General features: G+C 52.1%; 24 protein-coding genes, 1 riboswitch and 1 other annotated feature. Of the genes, 3 read left to right on the forward strand and 21 right to left on the reverse strand.

The features are described from left to right. Positions 1 to 35 precede the first annotated feature (35 nt). The 6 genes from VF724_RS03580 to VF724_RS03605 all read right to left on the reverse strand — a co-directional run bounded on the left by VF724_RS03580 (position 36) and on the right by VF724_RS03605 (position 7012). Positions 36 to 1184 (reverse strand): hypothetical protein, encoded by a 1149-nt coding sequence (locus VF724_RS03580; protein WP_371752844.1) that lies wholly within the window; start codon positions 1182 to 1184, stop codon positions 36 to 38. 351 nt (positions 1185 to 1535) lie between these two features. After that, positions 1536 to 2687 carry a ComEC/Rec2 family competence protein gene (locus VF724_RS03585; RefSeq protein ID WP_371752845.1) on the reverse strand — a complete coding sequence of 384 codons (1152 nt, stop codon included), beginning with the start codon at positions 2685 to 2687 and terminating at the stop codon, positions 1536 to 1538. Beyond that, a complete protein-coding gene (locus tag VF724_RS03590) occupies positions 2684 to 4273 on the reverse strand; it encodes a ComEC/Rec2 family competence protein (protein ID WP_371752846.1) in 1590 nt (529 codons plus the stop codon). The genes VF724_RS03585 and VF724_RS03590 overlap by 4 nt, the downstream gene beginning before the upstream one ends. Positions 4274 to 4368: 95 nt before the next feature. Beyond that, complete coding sequence (locus VF724_RS03595) at positions 4369 to 4887, reverse strand: deoxycytidylate deaminase (RefSeq protein ID WP_371752847.1); 519 nt, start codon at positions 4885 to 4887, stop codon at positions 4369 to 4371. Between the two features lie 68 nt (positions 4888 to 4955). Next, on the reverse strand, positions 4956 to 6248 hold the full coding sequence (locus VF724_RS03600; protein WP_371752848.1) for a homocysteine synthase: 1293 nt from the start codon (positions 6246 to 6248) through the stop codon (positions 4956 to 4958). A gap of 122 nt (positions 6249 to 6370) precedes the next feature. After that, a complete protein-coding gene (locus tag VF724_RS03605) occupies positions 6371 to 7012 on the reverse strand; it encodes a ComEA family DNA-binding protein (protein WP_371752849.1) in 642 nt (213 codons plus the stop codon). 288 nt (positions 7013 to 7300) lie between these two features. On the opposite strand from VF724_RS03605, the gene comER reads away from it, so the two are divergent. Then, a complete protein-coding gene (gene comER, locus VF724_RS03610) occupies positions 7301 to 8140 on the forward strand; it encodes a late competence protein ComER (protein WP_371752850.1) in 840 nt (279 codons plus the stop codon). A gap of 70 nt (positions 8141 to 8210) precedes the next feature. On the opposite strand, the gene leuS is transcribed toward comER, so the two are convergent. After that, entirely contained in the window at positions 8211 to 10736 is a 2526-nt protein-coding gene (gene leuS, locus VF724_RS03615; protein ID WP_371752851.1) for a leucine--tRNA ligase, read from the reverse strand. Positions 10737 to 10816: 80 nt separating this feature from the next. Beyond that, positions 10817 to 11070, reverse strand: a binding site (T-box leader). 247 nt (positions 11071 to 11317) lie between these two features. Between leuS and pobA the strand changes: the two genes are divergently transcribed. Beyond that, a complete protein-coding gene (pobA, locus tag VF724_RS03620) occupies positions 11318 to 12502 on the forward strand; it encodes a 4-hydroxybenzoate 3-monooxygenase (protein ID WP_371752852.1) in 1185 nt (394 codons plus the stop codon). 53 nt (positions 12503 to 12555) lie between these two features. Here the strand turns inward: pobA and VF724_RS03625 are convergent, their stop codons facing one another. From VF724_RS03625 to VF724_RS03670, 10 genes are all read right to left on the reverse strand, one after another. Continuing rightward, positions 12556 to 13158 carry a DNA-3-methyladenine glycosylase I gene (locus VF724_RS03625; RefSeq protein ID WP_371752853.1) on the reverse strand — a complete coding sequence of 201 codons (603 nt, stop codon included), beginning with the start codon at positions 13156 to 13158 and terminating at the stop codon, positions 12556 to 12558. Positions 13159 to 13176: 18 nt separating this feature from the next. Continuing rightward, a complete protein-coding gene (locus VF724_RS03630; protein WP_371752872.1) occupies positions 13177 to 13905 on the reverse strand; it encodes a class I SAM-dependent DNA methyltransferase in 729 nt (242 codons plus the stop codon). A gap of 52 nt (positions 13906 to 13957) precedes the next feature. Further along, complete coding sequence (locus VF724_RS03635) at positions 13958 to 14869, reverse strand: CvfB family protein (RefSeq protein WP_371752854.1); 912 nt, start codon at positions 14867 to 14869, stop codon at positions 13958 to 13960. Further along, entirely contained in the window at positions 14866 to 15213 is a 348-nt protein-coding gene (gene rsfS, locus VF724_RS03640) for a ribosome silencing factor (RefSeq protein WP_371752855.1), read from the reverse strand. Before rsfS ends, VF724_RS03635 begins: the two co-directional genes overlap by 4 nt. An 81-nt stretch (positions 15214 to 15294) precedes the next feature. Beyond that, entirely contained in the window at positions 15295 to 15861 is a 567-nt protein-coding gene (gene yqeK, locus VF724_RS03645; RefSeq protein ID WP_371752856.1) for a bis(5'-nucleosyl)-tetraphosphatase (symmetrical) YqeK, read from the reverse strand. Continuing rightward, the gene (locus VF724_RS03650; protein WP_371752857.1) at positions 15851 to 16438 is read right to left on the reverse strand and encodes a nicotinate-nucleotide adenylyltransferase; all 588 of its coding nucleotides are present in this window, start codon (positions 16436 to 16438) and stop codon (positions 15851 to 15853) included. Before VF724_RS03650 ends, yqeK begins: the two co-directional genes overlap by 11 nt. A 97-nt stretch (positions 16439 to 16535) precedes the next feature. Further along, positions 16536 to 16826 carry a ribosome assembly RNA-binding protein YhbY gene (gene yhbY, locus VF724_RS03655; RefSeq protein WP_371752858.1) on the reverse strand — a complete coding sequence of 97 codons (291 nt, stop codon included), beginning with the start codon at positions 16824 to 16826 and terminating at the stop codon, positions 16536 to 16538. A gap of 188 nt (positions 16827 to 17014) precedes the next feature. Next, positions 17015 to 17890, reverse strand: coding sequence for a shikimate dehydrogenase (gene aroE / locus VF724_RS03660; RefSeq protein WP_371752859.1), 876 nt, complete (start codon positions 17888 to 17890; stop codon positions 17015 to 17017). A 54-nt stretch (positions 17891 to 17944) separates the two neighbouring features. After that, a complete protein-coding gene (gene yqeH / locus VF724_RS03665; RefSeq protein WP_371752860.1) occupies positions 17945 to 19072 on the reverse strand; it encodes a ribosome biogenesis GTPase YqeH in 1128 nt (375 codons plus the stop codon). Beyond that, positions 19065 to 19583 (reverse strand): YqeG family HAD IIIA-type phosphatase, encoded by a 519-nt coding sequence (locus VF724_RS03670; RefSeq protein ID WP_371752861.1) that lies wholly within the window; start codon positions 19581 to 19583, stop codon positions 19065 to 19067. The genes yqeH and VF724_RS03670 overlap by 8 nt, the downstream gene beginning before the upstream one ends. 168 nt (positions 19584 to 19751) lie before the next feature. On the opposite strand from VF724_RS03670, the gene VF724_RS03675 reads away from it, so the two are divergent. Then, positions 19752 to 20057, forward strand: coding sequence for a rhodanese-like domain-containing protein (locus VF724_RS03675; protein ID WP_371752862.1), 306 nt, complete (start codon positions 19752 to 19754; stop codon positions 20055 to 20057). A 69-nt stretch (positions 20058 to 20126) separates the two neighbouring features. Here VF724_RS03675 and VF724_RS03680 read toward each other — a convergent pair whose 3' ends face one another. The 4 genes from VF724_RS03680 to VF724_RS03695 form a co-directional block, all read right to left on the reverse strand. Next, positions 20127 to 20921, reverse strand: coding sequence for a GGDEF domain-containing protein (locus VF724_RS03680; protein WP_371752863.1), 795 nt, complete (start codon positions 20919 to 20921; stop codon positions 20127 to 20129). Beyond that, complete coding sequence (locus tag VF724_RS03685; protein WP_371752864.1) at positions 20918 to 21271, reverse strand: hypothetical protein; 354 nt, start codon at positions 21269 to 21271, stop codon at positions 20918 to 20920. Before VF724_RS03685 ends, VF724_RS03680 begins: the two co-directional genes overlap by 4 nt. Positions 21272 to 21283: 12 nt before the next feature. Then, positions 21284 to 22027 (reverse strand): EAL domain-containing protein, encoded by a 744-nt coding sequence (locus VF724_RS03690; protein WP_371752865.1) that lies wholly within the window; start codon positions 22025 to 22027, stop codon positions 21284 to 21286. A 99-nt stretch (positions 22028 to 22126) separates the two neighbouring features. Further along, a riboswitch (cyclic di-GMP riboswitch) is annotated at positions 22127 to 22211 on the reverse strand. A 128-nt stretch (positions 22212 to 22339) separates the two neighbouring features. Beyond that, the gene (locus VF724_RS03695; RefSeq protein WP_371752866.1) at positions 22340 to 23554 is read right to left on the reverse strand and encodes an O-antigen ligase family protein; all 1215 of its coding nucleotides are present in this window, start codon (positions 23552 to 23554) and stop codon (positions 22340 to 22342) included. Positions 23555 to 23847: the final 293 nt, after the last annotated feature.

Consider the following 23847-nt stretch of genomic DNA (forward strand, 5'->3'; position numbering starts at 1 on the left):
TCCGGGGCATTTTTCATACTTGCGCTGCTGCCCGTTCACTCCAGGGTAAACGGATCAGTCTCGATAAAGTCGATTTTCCAAGGATCCGTCAATGAAAATCGTTTGAGTTGAAAAATGAAGCTTAGTTTTTGCTCTCCTCCACCGGCTTGATAAATACTTACCGTTACAGGAACAGGGACGGACAGCAGGTTCTCCCATTCCTCTTCATCGTAATTGGAAATGTGATTGGAAATTTTGCGGATCGCTTTGATGTTGTTCATACGACGCTGAAGAATCCATTCGAATTGCTGATCTTTAAGATCCAGAAACATCATTTTCATCAGCTCCAAATCCTGCTGATTCACAGCAATAAAGAAGGTATCCACGATTTCATATGGCGATGCCTGCTCGATATATTCCTGAAGTTTGCCGGCAGCCTTGTACACCATCAATTGATGGGTGAGATCGACATTGCCTGAACCGTGAGTGGCGCTGTTCAGAAAATGAATGCAAAAATGCCCCCGAAAATCATTATTCGGGATTCCGTCGCCGCCATGGGGCATGCCATTCATCGAAGCGGCAAAAAATTGATTATCCTTTTGAACAAGGATCGCTCTTCGTTTCCAGCTCCATTTGCCTTGATAGATCTTTTTCATAATGGCCGTATCCTGTTTGGTCAACGGCTGCACATCCGCATGGCTTGAACCGGCCCTTCGCTGAACTTGAAATCGCAGCCCCGTTTCCAGGTCGATCACGGAAAATTTGGACTTTTTGGCGATCATATGGTTTGCTTCGTTCCAGGAAATTTTTTTCCCGTAATGGCTTCTCCTCAGCAAATCGATATAAGCCGAAAGCTTTTCTTTGACGAATGGAGGGGGCTCGATCGTTTCATTAAATTGCTCATCGAATAAATTGGCGAAGGAGTCGATACGGTAGGTTTTGGACCAACGCTGGCGGGCCGCGATCAGATAAGTATCCGAAATCGGTTTGTGATTTGTTTTTTTATGAATTCCGTTATCGAGGATGGCTTTCAAAATGGACTCGGAATAAATCGTTAAATTCGAATGAAAAGCGGAATCTGGAGACGATTTGACGATCAACGTGATCCGTGCCTCCGGTTTCGAAGGATCGGCATGCACGATTTCCTGAAGAAATGCCGCAAAAATGCAGCATATGACCAAAGCAGCCTTGCTCATTTTTCGCATGACTTTCCCTCCGCATCGCGTTCCTTCCCTTGTCAATTAATTTGGGCTCGGCAATTTTCGCGTATTCGCGGGAAATAATGTAACTCTGTTTTTTCAGCCAGCTTTATGTGTAATAAAAATGGCTATTAACACCAAAATCAAACCGACAACCCATAAAAAGACCAAGAACGCAAACCCGAGAAAGTAATGGGGATGTCGAAGGCAATTAAATCTCCTATCAAATCGGATAGCCTTTATCTTTGCGCAAAAAAACCTCTCAAAAGGCAGGTAATTTCAGGAATAGAAAAAGACGGCTAGCTATTTGTAGATAACCACCGTCTGTGTAAAAAGAAACTCACTCACATAGAAAAATCAGCTATCTTTTTGAATCGCCGCATCGGACACCCTATGAAGCTTCTTTCTGACCCGTAGTCCGTTTGGAGCGACACGGAACTGAACCTCCCCGTCCAGATCCGTCCGATAGACGGCCGAAGCCTCGGCTTGCAGCCGCTCCAGCACCTGTGGATTGGGGTGTCCGTAGACGTTGTTCCTGCCCACCGAGATGACCGCCGTCAGCGGCCTCCAATAATCCAGCCATGCCTCCGAGGTCGAGGTCTTGCTGCCGTGATGCGCCACTTTGAGGACGTCGACTCTCGTTCGACTACTACTACCGTTGCTTGCTGCTGTACTCCTATTGCCGCCATCGTTGCCGCCCGCCGCTGTCTCTTTTTGCATAATTTCAGCCAACGGGTCCGCCTGCACGATTTCCGCTTCCGCTGCCTGATCCATATCCCCAGTAAATAAAAAAGTCGAATGGTACATCCTCATCCAAAAAACAACGCAATACGCGTTCTGCTGATTCTCCGTATGGAGAACGGATGAGTTCGTTGTCGCTTGTTTCTCCTCCGCCACAGGATATAAAAAGTTTAGTTCGGTGAAACCGTCCACCTGAAGCTTCATTCCGGCATGAATCGGATAGAGCGGAATATGTCGGTCCAGCGCCAGTTGAAACAGTTTTTTGGCGTTCGCGCTTTGCTTGAGCGTGCCGTTGAACAACATTCGTTTTACCGGGATCTCTTCCAGTACAGCTTGAAGTCCGCCAATATGGTCGGCATCTGCATGCGAGACGATCAGAGCATCAAGCTTCTGGATACCGCGCTGCTTCAACAGCGGCACCAGCAGCTTGCGTCCAACCTCGTAAGGATCCTTTCTGCGCATCCATTCCTCCTTTTTACCGAAAGACAGGGTTCCTCCCCCGTCAACGAGCAGCACCCGATGCGACGGCGTGCGGATCAAGATGCCGTCCCCTTGTCCAACATTGAGAAAATCGACCTCCCCCTGCCGATTGAAAACATCGGGCCGATAAGCAACTGTTAGGAGGATGAAGAGACAAACAGCAAGAAAAAGAGTCAGAGCTTTGCTTCCAGCGTGATTGGAACGACTGAACTTGGAACGCATCCCTGAGCGCACTGAACCCATCCTTGGAAATTCTGAACCCATCCACGGGCGCTCCGAACGCATCATTCCGCCGCCTCCTCCGTTGGTGATGAACTGTGCTTGCCGGCCAAGCGGAACAGCAGCCACCCTGATACCGCATAGTAGAGAATCACCCATTCAAAAGAAGGCGAAGGCCAAATCATCCGAAACGCACGCAAGCCGTTCAGTCCGTCGATCACCCGGAAGCTGAACCGGATGATCATCTCCGTTCCCCGGCCCAGAACAAGCGCCGAACCGTGGTGGATGCCGTCCGCCAGCAGCGAAACGTAACCCAACGGCAGCACAACCAAGCTGTACAGTGGAACGATCAGCAGATTGGCAATCAGGGAAAGCAGTGAAAATTGATTGAAATAATAGATGGTCAGCGGAAAAGAAACAACTTGCGCGACCAGCGTCACGGTCAGCAAGCCCTTGAGCTTCCGTCCCGGTATCGGGAGAACGGCAAACAGCTTGGGCATCCCGACGATCAATCCGACCGTCACGATAAAAGACAGCTGGAAGCTGATATCGAACAGAAAGTAAGGATTCCACAGCAGCATCAACAGCGCGGCGATGCTTAATACATTCAGTCCGTCCTTCAGCAGATTCCGGCGGACGGCATACAGCGCGATCGCCGCCATGATGCCCGCTCGGGTTACGGAAGGGGAAGCCCCCGTCAGCACGATAAATACCGGAATGATCAGAATGCCGATCAGCAGCCGGGTCTCTTTGGTGATCCGCATCCATTTGAGCAGGCCAAGAATAGCGCCTAGCACGACACCGACATGCAGACCCGAGATGGCCAGCAAATGCGTCAGCCCCAGATTGGAGAAGCTTCGGAACTGCTCGGGGTCAAGATCTTCCCTGTATCCGATCAGCAGGCTTTCCATCAGACCGGCGGAAGACTCTGGGTATAAGCCGATGAGCCGGCCATTCAAAGATACTCTCCAGCGGTCAACCATTCGCTGCAAGCTGTAACGGTTCCATGAATCGGGTTTTTGCAACGCGACCCCCTCCAAACCCTTCACTGAAGCCTGCCAATGAATATGCTGCAAATACAAATACCTGCGGTAATCGAAACCGCCGAAATTGCCGGCCGGCTCAGGTCTTGACAGAGCTCCGCGAAAGCGGATGTTGTCCCCCCTTTCCCACTGCCGGACCTCGGTTTGCTCTTCCATCGAAATCAGCCTGACGGTGATGCGGATTTTTTCCGAAATGGCCGACTGCTTCCGATGATTCTGCGGATTTTGCTGTTTCTGCTGATTTCCCCCGACGGCTTCCTCAATAGCGCATGTTCCGCGGAAAACGAAGAATGCCCGGTCCCCGTCCACTTCAACCGGCGTGTCAACCGTTCCTGTGCAGTTAGCCCGCACTTCCCCGAACGGCTCCGGAACGATCAAAGACAGCTGCGTCCGATTGAGCGTGTCGTTCACGTAAGCGTAGACCGCTCCGAACAGCAGCATCCCCGCCGACGCGGCCGCAATCAGACCCGCTCGCCGTCGATCGCCGCGCCCCCGCCACAGGTAGACGGCAAACAGCAGCAGGATCCCGGCGATGACGGGCTTCTGCGGATTATAGTAAAGCATCATGCCGATAACAAAAGCCGTTACAGTGCCGGCCGCGGGACGGTTCAATAACGCTCACTCCTTTCTAAAAAAAGAACCCCATTTCGCTGAACGAAATGAGGTTCTTCCCCGGTTATCTATGGTTCTCCGTTAGTGATAAACGGTTACTTCGGACTGGCTTCGGCAATTCCGGCAGGCGGCTGATAGCTCTCCAATTGCCTGAAGGTGATGCCTTTATGCTGCATCAGATTGACGACCTTGTCGCTGTCCTTCGGGTAGGTCCGAAGATACACGATCTCCGTGATCCCGCTGTTGGCAAGCATATTGGCGCATGTCCAGCACGGCTGGTCGGTGACATAGACGGTCGAGCCTTCCCGATCCTTGCGGTCGGTAAACAGCAGCAGGTTCTGCTCCGCATGAATCGTCCGAATGCATCTTTCTTTGCGGACCATCTGTTCCTGCCCGTCGACCTGCTTGACTTCAAATTCCTCCACCAGCATGCAGCCCGCTTCGGAACAGTCCGGCACGCCCATGGGAGCTCCGTTGTAAGCCGAGCCCAGCAGTTTTTTGCCCTGCACCAGCACGGCCCCGACATGCCTGCGCGGGCACTGCGAGCGGGTCGCCGCCATGAACGCAATGTCCATAAAATAAGTATCCCAGTCCTTGCGGATGGATGTGCTCATCTGCCCGACCTCCTGCTGTTCATGTCTGAATTGGTCCGTATCCTTAATGAATCTTGTCCATTTACTGCTTATTGCTGGCTGGCTTTGATCGCTTGATCCAAGTCATGAATGATGTCGCCGATCGCTTCCGTTCCGATGGACAGACGAATCATGCCCGGAGATACCCCGGCGGTTTGCTGCTCCTGGTCCGTCAATTGCTGATGGGTGGTACTCGCCGGATGGATGATCAGGGACTTCGAATCGCCGACGTTCGCGAGATGCGAGAAGAGCTTCACCGAATTGATCACCTTGCGTCCTGCATCCACACCACCCTTGATGCCGAAGGTGAGTATGGCTCCCTGGCCTTTAGGCAAGTACTTCTTGGCTAATGCATGATCATGATGGCTTTCCAGCCCAGGGTAGCTGACCCATTCGACAGCCTCATGCCGTTCGAGAAACTTCGCCACTTCCAAGGCGTTGAAGCTGTGGCGTTCCATGCGCAGGTGCAGCGTCTCCAAGCCCTGCAGAAGCAGAAACGCGTTGAATGGCGACAAGGCCATGCCCAGATCGCGAAGCAGCTGCACGCGGGCCTTGATAATATACGCGATCGGTCCGACCGCATCGGTGTAAACAACCCCATGATAGCTCGGGTCGGGCTCGGTCAAACCGGGGAACTTGCCGCTGGCTTTCCAATCGAACTTGCCCCCGTCCACGATTACCCCGCCGATCGAGGTTCCGTGTCCGCCAATGAACTTGGTAGCGGAATGGACGACAATGTCCGCGCCGAATTCGATCGGACGAAGCAGATACGGAGTCGGGAAGGTATTGTCCACAATCAACGGAATACCGTTGTCATGAGCAATCTTCGCAACTGTCTCAATGTCGAGAATGTCACCGTTCGGATTGCCGATCGTTTCCGCATAGACCGCTTTGGTGTTCGGCGTAATGGCCCGCCGAAAGTTGTCCGGATCGGAGGGATCGACGAAATGAACCTTGATGCCGAGCTTCGGCAGCGTGATGGCGAACAGATTGTAGGTTCCGCCGTACAATCTGGAGGAGGTGACGATTTCATCTCCGGCCCCTGCGATATTCAGGATCGCGGTTGTTATCGCGGCTTGTCCGGAAGCCGTGGCCAGCGCGGCGGCTCCGCCTTCGAGCGCGGCAATCCGTTTCTCAAACACATCGGTCGTCGGATTCATGATCCGGGTGTAGATGTTTCCGAATTCCTTTAAAGCAAACAGGTTTGCCGCATGGTCCGTATCGCGGAACCCGTACGAGGTTGTCTGGTAAATCGGCACCGCTCTCGACATTGTGGTCGGATCGATTTCCTGTCCGGCATGGACCGCCAGTGTTTCAAGCGAATATTGTCTTTCTTCTGACATCCTGATTAAACCTCCTTATATGTACCTGCATCTTTGTATAATGGCATCAATGTTACCTATTTTCTCATATTTCCCGGGAATTGAAAAGAACAATCCCATTTTCCCTACCCCTTTTCTAGGGTTCATTCGCGGCTGTTCTTCGGACGGCTGACGGCGACCTGATCCGGTTGATTCCCTACGGTGATTCTGCTCTTCAGTTTGCCGAAAATTTGCGGGCCGATTCCTTTCACCTTCATGATTTCATCAATGGACCGGAACTCCCCGTTTGCGCTGCGATAATCAACGATCGCCTTCGCCTTGCTTGGGCCGATCCCCGGCAAAAGATCAAGCTCCTGCAAGCTTGCCAGATTAATATTGATCAACTGCTCGCCAGGGGGTTGCAGCGGGGCACGGTTTCCCTGAGTCTCCGCCTGGTTTCCCTGAGCTTCTGTCCGCTTTGCCTCGGCCGGCCCGTTTGTCTGAGTCTCTGCCTGGTTTGCCTCAGTCTCCGGCCTCTTTGTCTGAGCCTTAGCGGAAATGTCTGCCGAACCGGAAGGATGGCCTCCCTTTGCCCGCTGTCCGCTGACGTTTGCCTGATCGTCCCCAGAGATCGGCTTCGCGCTTTCCTGCAGCAAGCGATTCATGTCATCATTAACCGCCATCCACTGCCCGTCAACGTTCGCCCTTTCCCGAACGGAGTAAACGACCGCAACTGCCGCGACAACCATGAGGAGAATAAAAAGAAGAAGCTTGGTCCTAATGCTTCGCTCTCCATTTAAAAACATGATTTCCCTCCCTTCTTATATCTGGCGTTCCGCATGAACAAACGGAAAACGGGTCAGACAGATTGACGGATAAAGGATAAATCCGCGCCGGAGCGCATATACATTAAAAATATGCTCATGTTGATCGATGATGTCGGACAGGGGGGCTGAATCGCTTACGCATCGCGATGAAATAACTTCCACTGAATTGGTGGCAAAAATCAATTAGACAGCTTGAACCTTTACCGCCAAAAGTGGAACCAATTTCATCGCGAGCCCTTATTCAACTTAATCTTGGGAGGTTTTATTATGAACGTGGGTTTTATCGGAACCGGAAGCATGGGGAGTATTCTCATTGAGGCCTTCATCCGTTCCAATGCGCTGCATGCCGAACAAATCATTGCCGGCAACCGTACCCGCAGCAAAGCAGAGAAGCTGGCGGAACAGTATCCCGGCATCCGGGTTGCCGACTCCAATGCCGAAATCGCCGCCGACAGCACAATCGTCTTCATCTGCGTCAAACCTATGGAATACAAAAAGGTCATCGACGAAATCAGCGGGGTCATGTCCGCAGATCAAATAGTCGTTTCAATTACAAGCCCGGTATTGATTAAGCATCTTGAGGAAATGCTGCCCTGTAAAATCGCCAAGGTGATCCCCAGCATCACGAATTACGAATTGAGCGGCGCTACGCTGTGCATGTACGGGAACAGAATGGGACAAGAGGACCGGGAGCTTCTGGAATCCCTGCTGAAGCAGATCAGTACCCCGATGCCCGTCTCTGAGCAATATACCCGGATCATCTCCGATCTGTCCAGCTGCGGCCCGGCATTCTTAGCGTTCTTTATCCGCAAGTTCATCGAAGCCGCAGTGGCCAAAACCGGAATTCCGGAGGCCGAAGCCACCCTGCTGGCCAGCCAAATGGTGGTGGGAACTGGGAAGCTTCTGACATCCGGGGGATTTACGCCAGAAACCTTGGAGCGGAGGGTGGCCGTGCCCGGAGGCATCACCGAAGCGGCGTTGAAGCTGTTGGAACGTGAGCTTTGCGGCGTTTTTGATCAGCTCGTTGATACGACCCATGAGAAATACGACGAAGATCTGTTAAAGGTGGAAATGAATTTCCTCGAACAACAAGCGGATCAGCATTAGCGAGTTGCTGACAGACCATTAGCCGACCACACATTCCTGCAGGGTACAGAAAATGGCTCCCCGATCGGCGTCAGCCTGGGACAATATTGACCAATTTCCCTTTTACGGTGATGACTTTGCGGATCGTTTTGCCCGCAAGGGCTTCTTTTACTCGTTCCATCTGCAGCGCCAGCTCCTGCATTCCGCTTTCCGTCAAATCCGATGGGATCATGGCTCTGTCGATAATTTTTCCGTTGATCTGAATGACGATTTCCACTTCGTTATCGACCGTCAGCCTCTCTTCATATTCCGGCCACGATTCATAGGTGACGGTGTCGCTATGGCCAAGTCTTTGCCAGAGCTCCTCGGCAATATGCGGGGCGATCGGCGAGAGCATCTGCACGAAATGCTCCATCGCTTTCCGCGGCAATTGATCCGTTTTGTTGGCTTCATTGACAAAAATCATCAGCTGGCTGATCGCGGTGTTGAAGCGCAGCGCCTCAAGATCCTCGGTCACCTTTTTGATCGTTCTGTGCCACACCCGAAGGAAATCGTCGCTGCCGTCACCGTCGGTGATTTTGGGATTCAATGTCCCCTCCTCGGTGACGAACAAGCGCCAGATCCGGTTCAAAAACTTGAACGTTCCTTCAACGCCGTTGGCATTCCACGGTTTCGTCGCCTCCAAGGGCCCCATGAACATTTCATACATGCGCAGAGTGTCTGAGCCGTACTGGCCGACAATTTCATCGGGATTGATGACGTTGCCGCGGGACTTGCTCATTTTTTCCATGTTCTCTCCAAGGATCATCCCCTGATTGACCAGCTTGTGGAAAGGCTCCTTCGTCGCGACAATGCCAAGATCGTACAAAACCTTATGCCAGAAACGTGCGTAAAGCAGATGAAGCACGGCATGCTCCGCTCCGCCGATGTACAAATCGACAGGCAGCCATTTCTCCTGCAGCTGCGGAGAACAAATTTCCTTATCGTTATGGGGATCGATGAAGCGCAGATAATACCAGCAGCTTCCCGCCCATTGAGGCATCGTATTCGTTTCCCGCCGCGCCTTCAGCCCAGTTTCGGGATCGATCGTGTTCACCCAGTCGGTAACATTGGCCAGCGGCGATTCGCCCGTTCCGGACGGCTTGATCTGATCGACATCCGGAAGCAGAAGCGGAAGCTGGTCCTCCGGAACAGGCTTCATCGTTCCGTCCTCGAGATGCAGAATCGGAATCGGTTCGCCCCAATAACGCTGGCGGCTGAACAGCCAGTCCCTCAACTTATAGGTGACCTTCCGTTGTCCCTTTCCGTTATGCTCCAGCCAATCGATCATTTTAGCGATCGCTTCCTTATTGCCCAGACCGTTGATGAAATCGGAATTGACATGCTCTCCGTCGCCCGCGTAGGCTTCGCTTCGCACATCTCCGCCTTTAACCACCTCGATGATCGGCAGCCCGAACTTTGCGGCGAATTCCCAGTCTCGCTGATCGTGTCCCGGAACGGCCATAATGGCGCCGGTCCCGTATCCGGCCAGCACATAGTCGGCAATCCAGATGGGAATTCTGCCGCCGTTTACCGGATTGATCGCATAGGCGCCGGTAAATACGCCGGTCTTGTCCTTGGCCAGATCCGTTCTTTCCAGATCGCTCTTGCGGGCCGTCTGCTCCTGATAGTCTTGGACCGCCTGCTTCTGCTCGGCGGTGACGATCTTGTCCACCAGCTTATGCTCGGGCGCAAGCACACAGTAGGTCGCTCCAAAAAGCGTATCCGGACGAGTGGTGAAAACAGTCAAACGGTTATCGTCTAATACTTCTGATACATCGTTCCCGCCGTTGCCAGCGTTATTATCGCTGCTTCCGGCCTTCCCGCCATTGACGTCGGTCGGCTTAAGTCCCTCGATCTCGAAATGCACTTCCGCGCCGGTCGATTTGCCGATCCAGTTGCGCTGCATTTCCTTGATGCTTTCGGACCAGTCCAATTCCTCGAGGTCTTCCAGCAGACGTTCGGCATATTCGGTAATTTTCAGCACCCACTGCCGCATCGGCTTGCGGATGACCGGATGACCGCCGCGCTCGCTTTTGCCGTCGATGACCTCTTCGTTCGCCAGCACGGTCCCCAAAGCGGGACACCAGTTCACCGGCACTTCGGCGACATAAGCCAAGCCTTTCTTGTACAGCTGGATGAAAATCCACTGGGTCCATTTGTAATATTCCGGATCCGTCGTGCTGAATTCCCTGTCCCAATCATACGAAAAGCCGAGCGATTTGATCTGCCGACGGAAATTGTCGATGTTCTTGAAGGTGATATCCCGCGGATGCTGGCCCGTATCCAGCGCATGCTGTTCCGCCGGCAGGCCGAAAGCATCCCAGCCCATCGGATGCAGCACGTTGAAGCCTCTCATGCGCTTGTACCTTGAGACAATGTCGGTTGCCGTATACCCCTCCGGATGGCCGACATGCAGCCCTGCGCCGGATGGATACGGAAACATGTCCAATGCGTAAAATTTCGGCTTCGCATCATCAATCGACACCTTGAAGGTTTTGTTGACTTCCCAGAATTTCTGCCATTTCGGCTCAATGACCAGCGGATTATAGCCGAGTTCTTTTGACTCCTGCGGCATGAGACGTATCCTCCTTCATATTCCTGCATTGTTTTTGTAACCTTGTCGAAAATAAAAAAAGCCCCTCTCCCAAGCTGTCGGCTAGGGACGAGAGGCTGTTTCCCGTGGTACCACCCTAGTTAGCAGTCCGCATGCTTTGCGCGCTGCTCACTTTGCCCCTTAACGCGGGATACGCTCCGGTTCCGTACGGCGGCTTTGCGGCTTTAAAACGCCCCGCACCGTATTTCCCTTCAAGCTCCGAGGCGAGTTCGTTTCCTTCCGTCTGCCGGTTTCCACCAGGCTCCGGCTCTCTGGGAGACATCCCGAAACTACTGTTCCTCTTCCTTGCCGTTCCGGCTATTGCAATTGTCGGTTCATCCATTCCCGATGATCCATTCCCCCATGATTATATGTAAAAAAAGGCTTTCATGTCAAGTCAAGCCTTTCCTCGCCGCCCTGCATAAATATATTTTCGTTGTTCCATAGACAAAGAAATTTGATCATCTCGTCGGAACGCGGTGCGTTATCATCATAACCAGAAGGATTAAACATGCAATGCAACGTTGTTTGTCACCATTCCTGACAAAAAGGAGGACGCTTACATGCGTACACAAGTTGGAATTATCGGGGCCGGACCGGCAGGATTGATGCTATCCCACCTTCTGCATCTTCAGGGAATCGAGTCCGTCATCATCGAAAAACGCACTCGGGAAGAAATCGAAGGAACGATCAAAGCCGGCGTGCTTGAGCAGGGTGTAGTGGATCTCATGAAGGAAACGGGAGTTGGCGAGCGGCTGATGCGGGAAGGACAATTCCACAAAGGGATTGAACTGCGCTTTAACGGCAAAGGCCACCGAATCGACATGCATGAGCTGACCGGCGGAAAATATGTTACGGTTTACGCCCAGCATGAAGTGATCAAGGATCTTGTTGAAGCCCGGCTCAAAGCGGGCGGGGAAATCATTTTCAATGTCGGCGACGTAAGTCTGCACGATCTGGACACAAACTCGCCGAAGATCCGTTACCGCAAGGACAAAAATGGCGATCTTCAGGAAATCGACTGCGACTTTATCGTCGGCGCCGACGGCTTCCACGGTCCAAGCCGGCCTTCCATTCCGGCAAGCGTCCGCAAAGAATATCAGAAAATTTACCCGTTCGGCTGGCTCGGCATCCTCGCCGAAGCGCCGCAATCCTCCGCCGAGCTGATCTACGCCAACCATGAGCGCGGCTTCGCGCTGGTCAGCACGCGTACACCGGAGATTCAGCGCCTCTACCTTCAGGTTGATCTTAACGATACAATCGCCAACTGGTCCGATGATCGGATCTGGTCTGAACTGCATGCACGCCTTGAAACGCACGACGGCTTCAAGCTGATCGAAGGAACAATATTTGAAAAGGACATCGTCTGGCCGCGCAGCTATATCTGCGATCCGATGCAGTACGGCAGACTTTTCATTGCCGGCGACGCTGCCCACACGGTTCCGCCGACCGGAGCCAAGGGACTGAATCTGGCCGTTGCCGATGTCCAGGTTCTGTCGCGCGGACTGGATGCCTTCTACAAATCGGGAAAAACCGACCTGCTAGAGCGCTATACGGAGACGTGTCTGCGCCGCGTCTGGAATTCGGAACGCTTCTCCTGGTATATGACGTCGATGCTTCACCGTTTCCATGACACTACCCCGTTTGAGCAGCAAATGCAGCTTGCCGAGCTGAATTACGTGACCTCCTCGCGGGCGGCGGCAACCAGTCTCTCCGAGAATTACGTCGGATTGCCCATGGAGTGGTGAGGAACAATCATCGGGCGCGTCACTGAAATGGTGATGCGCTCTTATTTTTTCCGTTACGGGACGTCGTTCCCATGATCACCGATCGCTGTTTTGCCGCATAATTCCTGATGGCGGAAGCAGTCGGCCGTATGATCGTTGACCATCCCCGCAGCCTGCATGAACGCATAGCAAATAGTCGGACCGACAAAGGTGAATCCCCTTTGGGTCAGGTCTCTGCTCATCGCATCCGATTCTGCCGTACTTGCCGGCACTTCTGTCAGCGACTGCCAACTGTTGAGCTTCGGTCTGCCATCGACAAACCGCCAAATGTACGCGTCAAAGCTGCCGAATTTCTCCCTCACTTCCAGAAAAGCCTGCGCATTCCGCACCGCGCCGCAGATTTTCAGACGATTGCGCACAATCCCCTTGTCCGACATCAGCTCTTCCAATTTCCGCTCGTCATACCGGGCAATAAGCTGCGGATCAAATTGATCGAATACTTGCCGGTAACGCTCGCGCTTATTGAGGATGGTCCACCAGCTCAGGCCCGCCTGAGCGCCTTCGAGGATCAGCAGCTCGAACAGGCTGCCGTCATCATGCAACGGAACCCCCCATTCCCGGTCATGGTAGTCGATATAAAGCGGATCTGCGTTCAGCCAGCCGCATCTTGTCGTCATTCCTGAGCCTCCCGAACTTTATTTGACCGCCACAAAAAAAGCGCGCTGCGTGACCGGAGTCAGCGGCTGCAGCTTAAAATCGGCATATGCGTCCACACTGGAAAAGCCGGCTTTGAACAATGCGGCTTTCAGCCAATCCGTGTCGTACGCCCGCTGCCGATGGACTTCACGGACTCTCCGGAATCCCGCTTCGCTTTGCCGCTCCCGGATAAACAGGGTCAGATCGTGCTCGATTTCGCAGCGCGCCTCATCCCATTCGCAGGTCCAAATATAAGCGATGTCCTCTTCATCCAAAAAGTAAGGCTGCTCCTCGGCGTACGTTCGCAGCTGATGCCGGGTATGAACATCGAACATAAAGGTTCCGCCGTCTTCCAAAGCGTTCCAGGTCTGCCGGAAAGTCCGTTCGATTTCCTCTTCCTCCAACAGATAATTCAAGCTGTCGCAAAAGGAAATGACCGAATCCACCGGATGCGGAAGCTCCCAGCTGCGCATATCCTGCTGCAGCCAGGAAACGCTTCCCGGCAAAGCATCGGGCTGCCGCCGGCGAAGCTCCTCCAGCTTGGATGACGCGACGGACAGCATCTCGTCGGAGAGATCGATGCCGAACACATGCAGCCCCGTCTGGGCCAAAGGGATCGCAATCAGGCCGGTGCCGCAGCCCAACTCCGCCACACTGCCCGGTTTGCCGTGCATCCCCCAGCACGTTTCGGCAAAATGGAGCCAAGCCGGATAAGGCATTCCTTCCATCAGCCGGTCATAGACATAAGCAAATTGTTCGTACGGCACAAACAAACTCCTTTCAGTGGTCGACCTCCGCGCGCTCCGGTTCGGAGGGCCGCTTTTGCAGATAGGTCCAGCCGTTCTCCTGATAGACCAGCCCCTCTTTCATCAGCTTGCCCAAGGACCGCTTGAAGGCGGACTTGCTCATGCCGAAGATCTCGTTAATGACCTCAGCGGGCGTATCGTCGGAATAGGGCATCGCCCCGGTCGGCCTTTCCGACAGAGCGGCCAGAATGCGGTCGGCGTCCTCGATTCGCCCGTGTTCTTTTTGCGCCCGCATGGACAAATTCACTCGTCCGTCTTCCCGGACAAACGTGACTCTCACTTTGACGGCTTCCCCCAAACGCAGCGTCCCCGTCCGTTCCGACTCATGAATCATGCCGATGGCGCCGAATCCCAGCACGCCTCCGTCGCAAATCACAAACGTCGCTTTTTGCAGCGGATTGTAGACCCGCGCTTCCACCCACTGATTCCTCCAAGAGCCCGGAGCCCGAAAACAGAGCGGTGCCAGCTCGTTTTCTCCGGCAACCAGTCCGATCATTCTTCCCTGCTTGTCATGATCCAGAACGACATAGATCCGGTCTCCGACTGCAGGCCTCCATTCCTCCCTCGCAGGAAGCTCCCGGTTCGGCACCAGCAGGTTCCTGCCCAATCCGATATCGAGAAAGCAGCCCAGCTTCGGATGAATGTCCGCCACTTCCAAAAGCGCAAGCTCCCCCAAACGTATAAAAGGCCGCCTCATCGTTGCAGCCAAGCGATCCTCCGTATCATGAAACAGAAACACTTCCACCTTGCCGCCGGTTTGGATCTCGCCCGCCACCTCGCTGTAATGAAGCAGCACATCGCGCTCTCCGTCAGTGAGAAAATATCCGTAGGGCGAAACCTCCTTGGAAACCAGCAGCCGGGCCGTCATCCCCGCCTGCAGCGTCATACCAGTTCAACAACCTTGGCATCAGACCACAGGCGCTCGATGTTGTAATATTCGCGTTCATCCCGGTGAAAAATGTGCACCACCACGTCGCCAAGGTCGATCAAAATCCAGCGGGCCGTATCAAAGCCCTCGATGCCACGCACGGGAATGCCCTGTTCCTCCGCCTTTTTTTTGATTTCCGTAGCGATGGCCTGCACCTGGGTGTCCGAGTTCCCGTGGCAGATCACAAAATAATCCGCGATCAGAGAAATTCCGGATAAATTCAGCGCGAGCACGTTCACTGCCTTTTTATCCTCCGCCGCGTGCACCGCCAAAGACATGATTTCATCCGAAGCTATGCGCATTCAACAACCTCCTAAGGGTTCATGTAATATTACCATGCCAAATGACTGACTTGAAAATTCACTTCAGCTAAAAAATGTATTTTATCGCTTTAATTCGTCAATCAGCGCGTTTCTGGCAAGCACGGTCATCGGAAAAATTTTTTTGCCCTTGGAAAGCAAAAAGGACAGCGTCGAATCGAATCCCGCCAGCAGCGCCTGCTCGATACTCGTTCCGGAAAGCTCGCGAATGCGGTCGACCTCGGGAAACGAGCGGCCGGGCTCCATGTAATCCGCCAGACAAATGATTTTGTCCAGCAGAGTCATCCCCGGTCTGCCGGAGGTATGATAGCGGATCGCGTCCAGCACCTCCGGATCGCCGATTCCGAATTCCTGTTCCGCTACAAATGCGCCGACAGGGGCATGCCACAGATCTTTGTCCGCTTCCAAAAGCTCAGCGGGAAGCCCCTGCTCCCGGATGACGTCCTCCATCCTCTGCACCGGCCAATATTTCGCGACATCATGCAGCAGCGCCGCCAGCTCCGCTTTTCCGGCATCGGCGCCATAGCGTTCCGCCAGCCGGACGGCCGTTTCCATCACCCCTAGCGTATGCGCCCATCTTTTCTCCGGCAGACGCTCCTTGACTGCGGCAATCATTTCATCACGATTCATATAATCCGTTCTCCTCTATATAGCTTCTCACTTCATCGGGGACAAGGTAGCGGATCGATTGCTTTTCAGCAAACCTGCCCCTTATGTCCGTAGAGGAAATTTGGATCATCGGCATCGGGATCATCACGACTTTTTCCCGGATCCAATCGGGCAGACTGTCCGGATCCAGCGTTGTTCCCGCCCGCTGCAGGCCGATGAAGAAAACCTTCCTGACCAATTCCTCGATCCGATGCCAATTCGGCAGATACTGTACCATATCCCCACCGATGATAAAATAGAACTCGTGATCGGGATGCTGTTTCTGCAGCTCGGCAACCGTGTTGACCGAATAGGATTTCCCTCCCAAACGAAGCTCCAAATCATTCACGCGAAATTGCGGATGTCCCGAAACCGCCCTGCGCACCATTTCCAGCCTCTGTTCGGCGGCAGCCCCCGTCTCAGGCTCTTTATGCGGAGGAATGTTGGAAGGCAGAAACCAGACCTCTTGCAGCCCCATGCCATCACGCGCCTGCTCCGCGGCAATCAAATGCCCCAGATGGATGGGGTTGAACGTTCCTCCCATGATACCGATCCTCATGTTAACCTCCCGGCGGATGCGAGCCGTATTTTCTCTCAAACTTCAGCTCGAAACAACAAACTTTACGCGTCAGGCCGCCAGCTCTGCAACCTTCAAGCTACGGCAGCTCGATTTCTTTGTTTTCCTTCGATTCCTTGTACAGGACGATCGTTTTGCCGATCACCTGCACCAATTCCGCGTCGGTGCCCTGTGCCAGCTCTTCCCCGATAACGTTCCGGTCCTCCATACAGTTGTTCAGAACCGATACTTTGATCAGCTCTCTTGCTTCCAGCGCCTCTCCCACATGCCGGATCAAATTGTCGTTGACGCCGCCTTTGCCGACCTGAAAGATCGGGTCAAGGTGGTGAGCCAGCGAGCGAAGATATCTTTTTTGTTTTCCCGTCAGCATATATTGCGCAACCTCGATTCTAAGTGTGCTTCATATTTCTTGATCATTGCATTCATTGATTGCTGCTCCCACTGCGCATTGGGAATTCCCTCCAAGCTCCATTGTTTTGAGTTTCTTTATTTATTGGCCTGAATCCTCCTAAATTCAGAAATATTATTTTCTTCGGTAAAATTTCTGGGCTTGCACTCTCACTCCGCCGGAATCTGCAGCGAGCGCATTACGGCCTCGCGCATGACTTCAACGGGAGCCGGCCTGCCAGTCCAGTATTCGAATGCATATGCCCCCTGGTAGATAAACATCCCGAGCCCCCGGTGAACGATGGCCCCCGCTTGTCCGGCCAGCTGCAGCCAGCGGGTCTCCAACGGATTGTATATCAGATCGCTGACGATCATGCCGGGCCGGTAGCGGATATTGGCCGCAGGCACTTGATCCTTATGCGGATGCATGCCCACAGAGGTCGTATTGAGCAGCAGATCCGCATCGGAGATTGCGCTCAATTCTTCCATGTTTATACCGCTGCAGTCGGCAAAGGCGCTCATGTCCTTGGCCAGTTCTGCGGCTTTATCCCTCGTGCGGTTGGCGATCCGGATCGAAGCGGGCCCTTCCCGAGCCAGGGCATACACAACCCCGCGGGCTGCCCCTCCCGCCCCGATGACGACAATCCGCTTGCCGCGCAAATCGCAGCCGGTTTCCGTTTTCAACGAACGCACATAGCCGATCCCGTCTGTATTGTAACCGGTCAGCCTGCCGTTTTCGTTCACAATCGTGTTGACCGCTCCGATGATGCTCGCGGCTTCATCCACCTCGTCCAGATAATTCATGACTTCCACTTTGTGCGGAATCGTCACATTGACGCCGCGGAAACCCAGCGCCCGAATGCCGCATACCGCATCACGCAGCCGGTCCGGCTTGACATGAAACGCAGCATATGCCGCATTGATGCCGAATTCGCGGAAAGCGGCATTCATCATCACCGGCGACTTGGAGTGATGGACGGGATCGCCGAATACGCCGTACAGAATCGTATGGCTGTCGATCGCTCCCGCAGAATTCCGATTGTTCACAAATCAACTCTCCCTTTCCGAAGCACTGCTCCGGCATTTCCATGATATTATAGATCAAATCAGCGAATCCCTGATCGCGACTTTCACGCCTTTGGGAGCATGGACCACAAGCTGGGCCCCGGAATCGCTGTTGATTTGAACCCAGCCCAATCCGGAAACCAGAACGTCCTTGCGTCCGCCCCGTTTGACGCTGAAGGAATGCTTGGTCGGCGGAGGAAGTTCGGCAAGATGCCCGGCGGATGGCGGAGACAGCATTTCTCCCCGGTGCGCTTCATATAAAGCATCCGCATTCTCCAGCTTGGTGCGGTGGACATCGAGCGAATTGGCGACATAGCAAGTAAAGGATTGACGTTCCCCGCGGACAAAATCAAATCTGGCCAACGCTCCGAAAAACAGGGTTTGTCCTTCATTCAGCTGGTAAACTCTCGGCTTGATCGGCTTTTCCGGCATCAGGATTTGCAATTCCTCTTTGGAGATCAGCTCGGTCAGCCTGAAATCATAAACGATTCCCGGCGTATCGATGATCGATCGGCCGTCATCCAACGGAATTTTCACCAGGTCCAAAGTGGTTCCGGGATATCTTGATGTCGTCAGCTCCGCGTTCAGATCGCTGTAATCGCGGATCAGACGGTTGATCAAGGTGGATTTTCCGACATTCGTCGCCCCCACGACATAGACGTCCCGATCTCCCCGATACTGCTGGAAAGAATCGATCACCCGCTCGAATCCGGCTCCCCGCTTTGCGCTGCAGAGGGCCACGTCAAGCACCTTCAAGCCTTCCGCCTTGGCCTGCTTTTTGATCCAGTTCAAGATTTTATTCAGGTTCGTCCCCTTGGGCAGCAGGTCGATCTTGTTGACCACCAGCAGTATCGGATTATCGCCGACAAAACGCTGCAGACCGCTGATCAGACTCCCCTCGAAATCGAATATATCGACAATATGCGCGACAAGGCTGTCCGTCCGCGCGATATGGCTCAGCATGGATAAAAAGTCATCCTTGGAGACCGTGGTGCCCGAAGCCTCGTTATAATTCTTGATCCGGAAGCATCGCTGGCAGACAGGGGGCTTGCGTTCAAGCCCCCGCGCCGGAATGTAGCCCGCCCCGGCTTCATCCTCCGTCTGCAGACCGATTCCGCAGCCGGAGCACTTCAGCTTCTCGTCCGTATAATCTGCATTAACCATGCGAATCCTCCCAGCCGTTTTTTCGCAGCGCGGCCACGACAAAACGCTCAATCCGGCGGTTGATCTTGGTAAACGGGCTTTCATCCTGAATCGCAATGGGTTCAACAAGGATCGTATGAATTCCCATCCGGTTTGCTCCTAAAATATCTGTCAGCATCTGATCGCCGATCATCGCCGCTTCGTTCGCACCGAGTTGCATGATGTTCAGCGATTTGCGAAAAGCGAAGCGGATCGGCTTTTTTGCCCGATGGATAAACGGAACGGAAAGCGGCTCGGCAAATGCCGAAACCCGTTCCCGGCTGTTGTTGGATACGATTACGATCTTGAACCCGCGGGACTGAACCAGCTTGAGCCAATCCGCCAGCTCGGGGGTTGCATAGGGAACCCTGGCGCCGACGAGCGTATTGTCCAAATCTGTGATCAATCCTTTAAATCCCCTTTGCTTCAGCGCATCCAAATCGATATCATATACAGATCGGACGACCTCGCGGGGAATAAATTGATTTAGCAATCCTGGTCACCTCAAACGTTTCATACGAAAAACTATATCATATTTGTCCTTTTTGTTGCAAAAAGACGCCGCCTTCATTGTGCCAAGTACTTGACAGGAGAATCTGCTCCAATTATCATAATACCATGTAGGGTATAGTAATAAATATTGGAAAGGAGCTGCCATTACATGAGCGTAAAAGAATGCCAGTTCATTTCACTGCAGCAACTCAAAAGCAAATTGTTCAGCCCCGATGATTTTGTCCTGCTGGACGTGAGAGAAATATCCGAATTCCGCGAGGGGCACATCGAAGGATCGAAATTGATTCCCTTGGGGATTCTTCCCCACCGGCTCGATGAGCTTGATCGCGATAAGGAAATTGTTGTAGTGTGCCGTTCCGGAAACCGGAGCAAGCAAGCTTGCGATATCCTCAAAGAACACGGCTTCCAACAAGTTTATTCACTGACCGGCGGATTGTCCGGCTGGGTCGCGTAACGAAGCAAGAAATTGGTATAGAGTGACAACAAAGCCTCGATCCCTTTTGCAGGATATGAGGCTTTTTCATCAGGAAACCTGTCTTTTTTTGTTGTTGGTTGAAGCGAGGCTTACCTTGACCAACATATCCCGAAAGGACATTTCAAACCAGCTTTCCTCATTGTATCCGTTCAGCACACCCGCGGATAATGTAATACAAATGTCATTAAGATGAATGGGCGCCGTGAGCAAATCCAAAAACTTGTCCATTTCGGTCTCATCCCGGGTCGTCACGATCACGAATTCATCGCCGCCGTATCTGCAAAAGTAATCATGCTCGCATTTGAGATCCAATAACCGCCTGGAAAATATTTTTAAGAGATCGTTACCGAATGGATGGCCGTAATCCTTATTGACCTTGCCAAATTGATTGAAATCAATGAAAATCAGATGAAATTTTTGCTTGTCGCGCAGCAGCTTCCCTGCGACATATTCCAGATAATCCACACGATACAGATTTGTAAGCGGATCCAGCAGCTGGCTGGTTTTATTCCTCAGCGTTTCTCTGGTGATGATGCCTGTAATTTTACCCTCAGCCGTTACCGCCAATCTCTCGATTTCATGCCGTTCCATCATACTTAGAGCATCCCACACAAAACATTCCTTATCGACGCTGATAATATCCTTTGTCGAGGCATCGGCAACAATTCGATTCGGGTGAGCCGACCGGATATCCCTTGAGGTCACAATCCCGATAATTTCCCCGTCGTCCACAACCAAGAGCGATCCGACTTTGAAGCGTTCCATCAATTCTGCCGCATAGGTTACGCTTTTGATTGAGGAGACCGTATAAAACGAGGCGGTCATCAGCTCTCCGACTCTCATGACAGCTCAACCTCACGTTGAATGGAAATCGAAATATTGATCTTCCCTCTCAGCACCATCGAATCATTCACGAATTGACTGATTTCTTCCAGGATGATCCCTGTCAAAGCCTTCTGATCCACCATCTCAAGCAGATTTTTCTTCAGCAGAACCGCTTCAACTTTGGGGTGGTCCAATCGTATGATCGAAAACTGCTCGGGGGATAAAACCTCGGCCATCCGTTTTACGGCCTCCGGACCGATCGGCGCTTTTCTGCCGATCACCAACAGATCCTGCATAGGCGGCACTTCGAATTCACTGATGTTGAATGTAAGGCTGGCCCGTTTTGAATAATAAGTGGGATGCTCCATGAAAAAACCTCTTTAAATTTTATATTGGTTAAGATCGGTAGGTACTCCCAGATAAAAGCCTTGTCCCAAGCTTACGCCGATTTCCTTGGCCGTTGTTAAATCTTCACGGGTCTCGATGCCTTCAAGGATCATTTGGATGTTATTGTTCCGGCAAAATTTCGCGAAAAACTGAACCAGCTCTTGTTTTTTCTTGGATGCCGATAAACTCTTCGAGAAATATTTGTCCAATTTAATAAAGTCCGGTTCCATCTCCACGATGTTTTTTAGCGTTGCTGCCCCTTCCCCGACATCGTCAATCGCAATGTGATACCCGATTTTTTTCAATTCGGCAATCCGGTGCAAAAAATTCCGATCCGTCCAAAAGTCGCTTTCATCTTTAAATTCATTTATTTCAATCACAACCTTCGTTTTCTCGGCAATATTCTTCGATAGCTGCTCCATAATCTTCAGAAAGCCGCTTGTTACAATAGTCGAAGGAAAAAGGTTGATGAATAAATTTCCCGCCGCTTTGCCGGAAAGCAGTAGAGAATTAAATACACGGACGGCTTTGTCGAGCGAGCTTGCATCCAAATGAGCCATTTTACCCAGACTTCTCGCCGCCTGAAACAGCTGATCCGGTGAATAGTGGTGATCCGATCGCATCAAAGCTTCATGACCGAGCGTATATAAATCACTTAATTGCCGAATCGGTTGAAAATAATGCTGGAACAATTGTTCATCAATCAATTGTTCGATTTGAACTTCAGAATTTGACACAAACTCCCCCCCCAAACTATATTTCTGATTGTTCAAGAACATCTAGCGCCGTTCCGTGAACAAAGTGGCCGAAACTCCCGCCACTTGAGGGGAAATTTTTTCGGCAGCCCAGCCACCATAGGAATTATCCATTAGGTCTGAGGCTTTGCGCCCTCATCTTTCAATGAGTTTGCCTTTGTCGAAACATTGGGTATTTTGCCGCATACATGGATAATTATACCTATATCAAATAATATTACAAGACTATATATACATTTTTTCAGCATTAACTATATATTTAATGATATATCGTTTTGAGCATTGGGGGAGAAATCAGGATTTATGATATTTATGTGAAGCATGCGCTCCCGATATCCGGACCGCACCAAGTCTTTGTATCCTCTGGGGCAGCAGATTGACCTGTCTTCGGTAGGCATGCGCCAGTCCGCCCGTTAGTGCCGCCGCGCCGATGAACAGCAGTCCCGCCTGCGGGCTCATGATCGTGAAATCCACAGTCCCCTGACCCATGATGATCCCGTTGATGCCGACTAAAAGCGGCGCAAGACGGCATTTGTTTCGGGAAAGCAGCCGAAACTCCTGCAGCAGCGACCACTCCATCCAAACAAAGACGCCTAAGCCGGCTATGCCCAAAGCGGTCGCCATGGTCAACAAAATATTGTGGGCATGAAACACTCGCAAATAGCTGAATATATGGTTGTCGGCCAAGTAAATTCCCATGATTCCCCAGCCGGTGACCGGTTTCATCAGAAACATGCGGAAGCTGTTCTCCCAAATGATCTGCCGGTCCGTGATCGAGGAGTAAAGAATATTGCCGCGCGGAAACCATTCCGGAAAAAAGAGCATCAGCGCGGTTCCGCTGATCAACAGAAAGGCAAGAAGCATCATTTTTTTCTTATGGCCCATAAAATAAGCGTAAAGCATCAATCCGATCATGAGACCGATCAGGGCTCCCCTGGACTGAGTGATCAGCAATGCCAAAACAAACGTTGCGGCCGCCAAAAAGTACAATCCTTTCCGATAACCCTGATGCATGTGGAAAAAGTATAAGCTGATCAGCAGCATCACGGCATACCAGGTTCCCGCCACATTGGCATTGAAAAACGTACCGCCGTACCGGAAATACTGTTCGTTTTCGATCATGACCTGAGCGCCCAGCAAATATTTCCACCACGCCGGCGCGTAGGAGATGACCTGAAATAATTCCAGGAACTCGATAATGGCCGATCCGAGGGAAAGCAGCATCACCGATTGAAGGAGCTTCTCCACTTGTCCCGCTTCGCGGTAATGATTCTGCAAATAAATATGAACGAGCATATAACCAAGGATGACCACCGATACGGAGATATAGATCCCCTGACCATTCAAATATCCGACGACGACCGACCAAATAAACAGGAAAAACAACCCGTTCGTCCAATTGTCCCGATAAATTCCCAATGGATTCCTTGAATAGTAGTACATGACCAGGAACATGGGCAATAGTGACAAAAAAGGCGAATACACAATCAATAACAGTATGACCCCCACTTATAAAACCCCCGATTTGTTTTTTTCTCTCTTTTTATATATATAAACTTATTTAATATACTCTATGCACGCTGAAAAATCAAAACCCCGCTCGCCTGATGTCGTTGTGCTGTGATAATGTCACCCTGTAACTGTTCTGAGATAATGTCACTATGGGACAGGAGACATTGACATTGACTAGAGCAGAGTTGAAAAAGGTACTTGTGGTGGAGAAGATCTTGGATGGGCGAATGACTAATGGGGAAGGAGCAGCGGCACTCGGACTGACCGTACGGCAAGTAATCCGGTTAAAA

The organism is Ferviditalea candida (assembly GCF_035282765.1).
Classification (GTDB): Bacteria; Bacillota; Bacilli; order Paenibacillales; family KCTC-25726; genus Ferviditalea; species Ferviditalea candida.